7 protein-coding genes are annotated in these 5,757 nt (G+C 57.9%); 1 reads left to right on the top strand and 6 read right to left on the bottom strand.

Annotation, left to right across the window (positions count from 1 at the left end):
- From NCN04_RS07020 to NCN04_RS07005, 4 genes are all read right to left on the bottom strand, one after another.
- Nucleotides 1-1,519 (bottom strand): YcjF family protein (locus NCN04_RS07020; protein WP_250395616.1); only part of this gene is annotated, 1,519 nt, incomplete at its 3' end.
- Nucleotides 1,516-3,687, bottom strand: coding sequence for a transglycosylase domain-containing protein (locus tag NCN04_RS07015; protein ID WP_250395615.1), 2,172 nt, complete (start codon nucleotides 3,685-3,687; stop codon nucleotides 1,516-1,518). The genes NCN04_RS07020 and NCN04_RS07015, both read right to left, overlap by 4 nt.
- Nucleotides 3,668-4,156 (bottom strand): signal peptidase II, encoded by a 489-nt coding sequence (gene lspA / locus NCN04_RS07010; RefSeq protein ID WP_250395614.1) that lies wholly within the window; start codon nucleotides 4,154-4,156, stop codon nucleotides 3,668-3,670. The genes NCN04_RS07015 and lspA overlap by 20 nt, the downstream gene beginning before the upstream one ends.
- Complete coding sequence (locus NCN04_RS07005; RefSeq protein WP_250395617.1) at nucleotides 4,153-4,725, bottom strand: biotin transporter BioY; 573 nt, start codon at nucleotides 4,723-4,725, stop codon at nucleotides 4,153-4,155. The genes lspA and NCN04_RS07005 overlap by 4 nt, the downstream gene beginning before the upstream one ends.
- A gap of 56 nt (nucleotides 4,726-4,781) precedes the next feature.
- On the opposite strand from NCN04_RS07005, the gene NCN04_RS07000 reads away from it, so the two are divergent.
- The gene (locus NCN04_RS07000; RefSeq protein WP_250395613.1) at nucleotides 4,782-5,009 is read left to right on the top strand and encodes an NAD(P)H dehydrogenase assembly family protein; all 228 of its coding nucleotides are present in this window, start codon (nucleotides 4,782-4,784) and stop codon (nucleotides 5,007-5,009) included.
- Between the two features lie 4 nt (nucleotides 5,010-5,013).
- Here NCN04_RS07000 and NCN04_RS06995 read toward each other — a convergent pair whose 3' ends face one another.
- Nucleotides 5,014-5,325, bottom strand: coding sequence for a hypothetical protein (locus tag NCN04_RS06995; protein ID WP_250395612.1), 312 nt, complete (start codon nucleotides 5,323-5,325; stop codon nucleotides 5,014-5,016).
- A 97-nt stretch (nucleotides 5,326-5,422) separates the two neighbouring features.
- The coding region (locus NCN04_RS06990) for a DUF8626 domain-containing protein (protein ID WP_502988765.1) at nucleotides 5,423-5,757 on the bottom strand (335 nt) is incomplete at its 5' end.

The following is a 5,757-nucleotide window of genomic DNA, read 5'->3' as shown; positions in this document are numbered from 1 at the left end:
CCGATTGCCGCAGGGGTTCCACAACCTGTCTGAGAGCGGTGTCGAGAAAGCGTTTGAGGGCGCTATCGCGTCGGTTGAGGTCGTAGTGCCTCTGCACCACGTCTTGCACGCCACCATCTCCCCAATCTTGATCTTGTTGGAAATAGGTGATGAAACTGGCGCCTGCAATCCGCGTTAACCATGCAGCTGCAACACCCTGAACGGCTTTTCCCAGTAAGAGGGTGGGCAGATTCACGCTGAGAGCGGTGCCAATCAAGGCAACACCGCCTTTGACAACACCAAGACCTGCCAGGGTGCGCCCCACCGAGACGGCCAGCTCTTGTGCTTTGTCACGTGTCAACTGCACGTTGTAGACCTTCGCGACCTCCATCACCATCTGGGCATTCACCGCCGCGGTGCCAAGCAAGTCGATACCTGGTAGTGGTGTCGCTGCCACAACGCCTGCACTAATCCAGCTGTAACGATCCACGATCCGTCGCGCCTCCGTCTGGCGCTGTCGGTTGAGAAGCGATCGCCCCTTGTCGCCCAGCGTTCTGCATTGCAGAAGAATGTTGTCGGCCAGAAGCTCTTCGCCGTCCGCATGGAGCACCACGGCCAGGCGTTGGAGCAACACAGCTACCTCAGCTGGGGGTTGCCAGGGTTTCTGGCCAGGTCTCGGCAAGGATTGGGGGGAGGCACTGGTAGGGATCACGTCTTCAGCGGTGAGCAGGCCTTGGCAACGTCCGCGAAGCAAGGCCAGTAGACGTTTTTCCTCTTCCTCTCCCCGTAAATCGCATTTGTTCAACACCAACATCAGGCGCTTGCCCAAACCCCCAAGGCTGCGCACTACATCCCATTCAGCAGAGCGAAGATCACCATCCACCACCACCAGCATCAAGTCAGCACGGCTGGCGCGTTCACGCGCTTCTTGTTCCCGATCTCTTCCATCCAGTCCGCTTTCCAGGATTCCAGGGGTATCGACCAATTGCAGGCCTCGTTCCAGCTTGCTGAGGCGAAGCCGATAGGTTTGGCTGCCAGTTGTGGAGCCCATCGGTGCCCCAACTCGCCCAACGATGTCTTGGAGCAGGGCACGAATCAGCGATGTTTTCCCACTGGAGCCTGTTCCAAAGACAACCACCACTAAATCGCCGCGCGCCAATTCCCGCGCGACGCGCTCGCGCTCCAGATGCAGAGCTTGCCGGGCAACATCGTCTTGGAGACGTTCCAGCAGGCGATCAATGCTGTCCAGGCTTTGTTCAGCCGCTTGACGACGCGAGCCCGGAGGAGAAGGGGAAGTCGTGGTGGCTTTGGTGGCTCTGCGGCGGGTTTTCCATCCCTTCCACAACGGCCAGCCAACTTGAAAAACGAAGGCAAGGACCAGGATGGTGCCGATGAGCAGCACTGGACCCACAAGCCAGGGCGGAAGGATGTAGCTGAGATCCCAGAGCAGATTGCGAATGCCCTGGAGCACCAGGCCGAGCACCAGCAGGACAACAAGTCCCGCTGCACCCAACAAAATCAAGCGATTGGATCCCTTCATCGGCCCGCCACACCGCCCTGTCCAGCAGCACGCATGATGCGACTCCAGAGCGAGGCTGCCAAGGCGCTGGAACTGGCTGAAGGACTGTTGTCATCGTTGCCTAGCCAGATTCCCAGCACCCAATGGCGACTCGGCTCGTAGCCAATGAACAGCAGGTCACGGCCATCGTTGGTGGTGCCTGTTTTCCCTCCCTCTTGTCCACCGAGCGAGGCTGAACGCCCGGTGCCGCTGCGAATGACTGCGCGCATTAAACCCTGCATTTGCATAGCCGTCTGTCCCTTCAGGACACGACGAGAGGCTTGGCGCTGACTGCTGTCTCCAGCACCGCCGTCTCCAGTCAGGCTGCCGCAGCCACTGGGGCGATCCAAGCGGCAGGTTTCTGCATCGAGCAAACGACGAATGGTGGTGGGAGGTTGCCAGATGCCGCCATTGGCCACAGCGGCATAGGCACTGGTGAGCTCAATCAAGCGCACCTCACTCTGTCCAAGAGCTAGCCCCGGTACAGGATCTAAGGGCGTGGAGATTCCCAGACGTTTCGCCAAGCTCACCATTTGCTCCAGGCCTACGCGTTGGGCGAGGCGCAGCGCTGCAGTGTTCTGGCTTGAGGCGAAGGCACTGGCCAGGGTCAGTTGGCCCGAACAGGTGCTGTCAAAGCGTTGTCCTCCCCAGCGGAGGGGGCTGCAATCCAAAGTGTCGTTGGGTTTTAGTCCTTGCTCCAGGGCCGCTAGATAAGTGATGAGTTTGAAGGTGCTGCCTGGTTGGCGCATCGCCATCGAGGCACGGTTGAACTGGCTCGAGCGATAGTCCCTACCTCCGGCGATGGCGAGAACCCCGCCTGTGCGGCTATCCAGCACAACGGCAGCTCCCTCCTGAACCCCATGCGATGCGTTGTTGGCCAATAAACCGCTCAACTGGCGTTCCACCACGGATTGCAGAACGGGGTCCAAATGGGTTTCGATCAGGAAATTTCCTTCATTGGCCACGTCTGGGCCCACGAGCTCTGTGAGATCTCGCCGCACTTGATCGGTGTAAAAGGGTGCGGATCGACTGACCTGCTCCCGACTGCAGGCCTGTTTGGCTAATTGAATCGGTTTTCGACGCGCTAACCGCGCCTGCTCCAAGGACAGACGACCGCCATCGGCCATTTTGTTGATCACCCGATTGCGTGCTTTGAGAGCGCGCTGGGGAAACTGACAGGGATCGTGCCCATTGGGTGATGGCAACAGACCCACCAGCAGAGCGGCTTGCTGCACATTCAGCTCTGCCGCGGATTGATCGAAAAACACGCGTGAGGCATCTTCAAATCCCCAACCAACGCCCAAGTACACCCGATTGAGGTAGCTCAGAAGCAACTGGCTTTTGCTGAAGCGACTTTCCAACTGCAAGGACACGAGCAGCTCTTTCCATTTCCGCGCCAGGGTGTCTCCCTCTCCCACGTAATCGGGATACAGGCTGCGAGCTAACTGCTGCGTGAGACTGCTGCCTCCTTCCAGCACTTGTCCGCCAATCAAATTGGTGCTGAAGGCTCTCAGCGTGCCAATGGGATCGACCCCCGGATGCCACCAGAAGCGGTTGTCTTCACTGCTCAGCAGAGCATCAACCAGCAGGGGTGAGAACGCATTCACCGACTTGAGCTCGCGATGACGACTGGAATCAACGGAGGCCAGTGGTTGGTTATTGCCGTCGTAAATGGCCAACGGACCGCGCACGCGTGCCAGTTGCCCTCTAATCGGCATGGTGAGGTTGGACAGCAACAGCAGAGCACCTCCACCACCAAGGCACCCCAACAGGAAGAGGCCCAACCAGCGTTCAATCCGAAGACGTCGTCGCCCTGCTGCATCATCGAAATGCAGAAATGGAGCCGTGGCGTCTAGAGCCGGCGCAAACTGAACGTCGTCTCCATCGCGCAGTTCAAGCTGTTGAATCCGGCGACTTTTCCACCACAAGCCATTGGTCGAGTCCAAATCTTGAAGGATCCACCGCCGACCTTGGCGTTGCAGCAAAGCATGTTGGCGACTGACGGCCGGATGATCGATGCGCACTTCTAGGGGACCATCGCGTCCAATCCGATAGCCATCGCCATGCAACGCAATCGTTCGATCTGGCTGATCTCGTTGATGGATGATCAGTTGGGCTGAGGAGGGGCCGTCAGGATTTCGCTTGTCCATTGCGTTGGGAGAGAGCGTCGATGGCGAAGCAGAGGACGGCGAGGTTGATGGCGATGTCTGCGGCGTTGAAGATGGGAAAACGGAAGGGCACGAGCTCCAGGAAGTCGGTGACATAGCCCAGTTGCCAGCGGTCGATGCCATTGCCAAGCGTTCCGCCCAGTAGGCAGGCCAGGGCCAGACCTAACCAGAGCTCAAGTCGCTTGGATCGCCAGATCCAGCCCAGCAAACCAAGCGAAACAATCAAGCTGAGGAGTCCCAGCAGGGCGGTGGAATCACTCAACATGCTGAAGGCTGCGCCGGTGTTGCGCACGAGCCGAAACTGAAGCAATCCAGGTAGGAACGGTTGCGACAGATTCGGAAGCAACTGGGATCGAGCCCAATACTTGGACGCTTGATCCAGCAGCAGGATCAACAGGCTGATCAACACAATCGTGTGACGCCGGATCAGTCGGTTGCTGCGGCTGATCATTCGATCCAGAGCAGACGACGAATCGGAAGCGCAATTAAGGCGATTGCGACGCAAAGAGCCAGTTGTGCGAGCAAGGGCCCGAGGCTGTAACTGAACAACAAATCAAGAAGCGAATCACTCCAACGGCCCAATCCCGCTCCGAGCAATAAATTAAGAATTCCGCACAGCTGAATCGTGATTACACCAGCGATTGCCGCCAACGTGAGGCGCGCTAAGTCGTTCATCCCCGCTTGATGGGCGAGCCGTCCGGTGAGCCAGGCTGCTGGCACAAAGCCAGCGAGATAACCAAAGGCGGGAGTGAGCACGTAGGCCAAACCTCCACCGTCATGAAATACGGGAAGATCAACCAGCCCCACGGTGATGTAGGCAACCGCTGCGATCACGCCTGATCGTGGGCCGCAGACAAGGGCGCAAAGTAGGAGTGCTGGAACTTGCCAGGTGCTTGGCAAACTCAGCAATCGGGGGGGGAGCTCTGCGACCGGCAGCACGATGGCAGCCGGGATCAAACTTCCCACAAGAATGAGAAGCAGACCCGCGATTGCGCCGCTCCAGGTGGCAAGAGCCCGCACGGGCAACGATCAACTCCCCCCATCCTGCTGTAGGAGAGGGTGATTGCCCAGGTGTCATGACCGTTTCTATCGGTGACCAAGTCCAACTGATCAGTCCGATGCCCTATCTCAAAACGGCTGACCCCATGCCAATGCTTCGCCCTTCCGATCTTGTTGGCAGCGATGAATCCGGAGCGGTGGTTGCCCTTCACCCCCTCGAAATTGCCGCAGTGCGCTTCCGTCGGGGCACATTTTTAATTCCGATTGATCGCTTACGTCCTGCTGAATCTGACAAGGAGCAATAAGCACTCACCGCGTTGACGAGGAATCCAGTGGCGTAGTCCATTCCTTTTGATCGTTTTGAGGGCACGTCAAACGCGTTTCGACGGAATAGCGAATGAGCCAGCGATTCACTCGGATTCGTTCCGTCGGAGGCACTTCGTCCAGCAACTGTGAAAGTTCAATGGCTCCGAGATGCCTCAACTCACGAACATCCACGTGCCACAGGGATTCCGCTTCTCTGATCAGACGCGCCCAGGTGCGAACCTCCTGCCAGCGCCTCAAGCGCCGCCGCAAGGGATCAAAGCTCCGGAATTCGCAGTGGCTGAGAAATCTCTGCACGCGGGGCTGAAATGAGAGAACAACCGTACTGACAGCCTGATGCCGTGAGCCTGACCCTTCAAAAATCACCTAAGTGGCTTCGGATTGCTGAAATAAATCAGGATGGTTGACGTTCACTCTCGTCTTGGGGCACAACTGCAAATGGCAGTTCTTCCACTTCGCGTTGGCTGAGACGCCTGGTCCAAGCCCCCTTCACTGGATCATTCCAACGGAAGCCTGCATCTCGAGCTAACTGGCGATCGTCATAGGAAATCTGAGCCCTCATTAAGGAACGGGGTTCCAATCCACGTTCGATGAGTTGTTCCAGTTGATCGCAACGGCGGAACACTTCTGCCAGATAGATGCAATCGGTTAACGCTCGATGGGCCGCCCAAACCGGAATCTCATAGGAGAGTGCCAAGTCACGGACTGAAGGTCGTGACCTGAGCTGCT

This window comes from Synechococcus sp. MU1655 (genome assembly GCF_023630655.1).
GTDB lineage: Bacteria > Cyanobacteriota > Cyanobacteriia > PCC-6307 > Cyanobiaceae > Synechococcus_C.
Note: the sequence above shows the minus strand (reverse complement) of the source record. Positions and strands in the feature narration are given on the sequence as shown.

Bases quoted from the DNA above. Each gene is read 5' to 3' on its own strand.
- NCN04_RS07015 (WP_250395615.1), bottom strand. From the start codon at position 3,687: ATGGACAAGCGAAATCCTGACGGCCCCTCCTCAGCCCAACTGATCATC.
- lspA (WP_250395614.1), bottom strand. From the start codon at position 4,156: ATGATCAGCCGCAGCAACCGACTGATCCGGCGTCACACGATTGTGTTG.
- NCN04_RS07000 (WP_250395613.1), top strand. From the start codon at position 4,782: ATGACCGTTTCTATCGGTGACCAAGTCCAACTGATCAGTCCGATGCCC.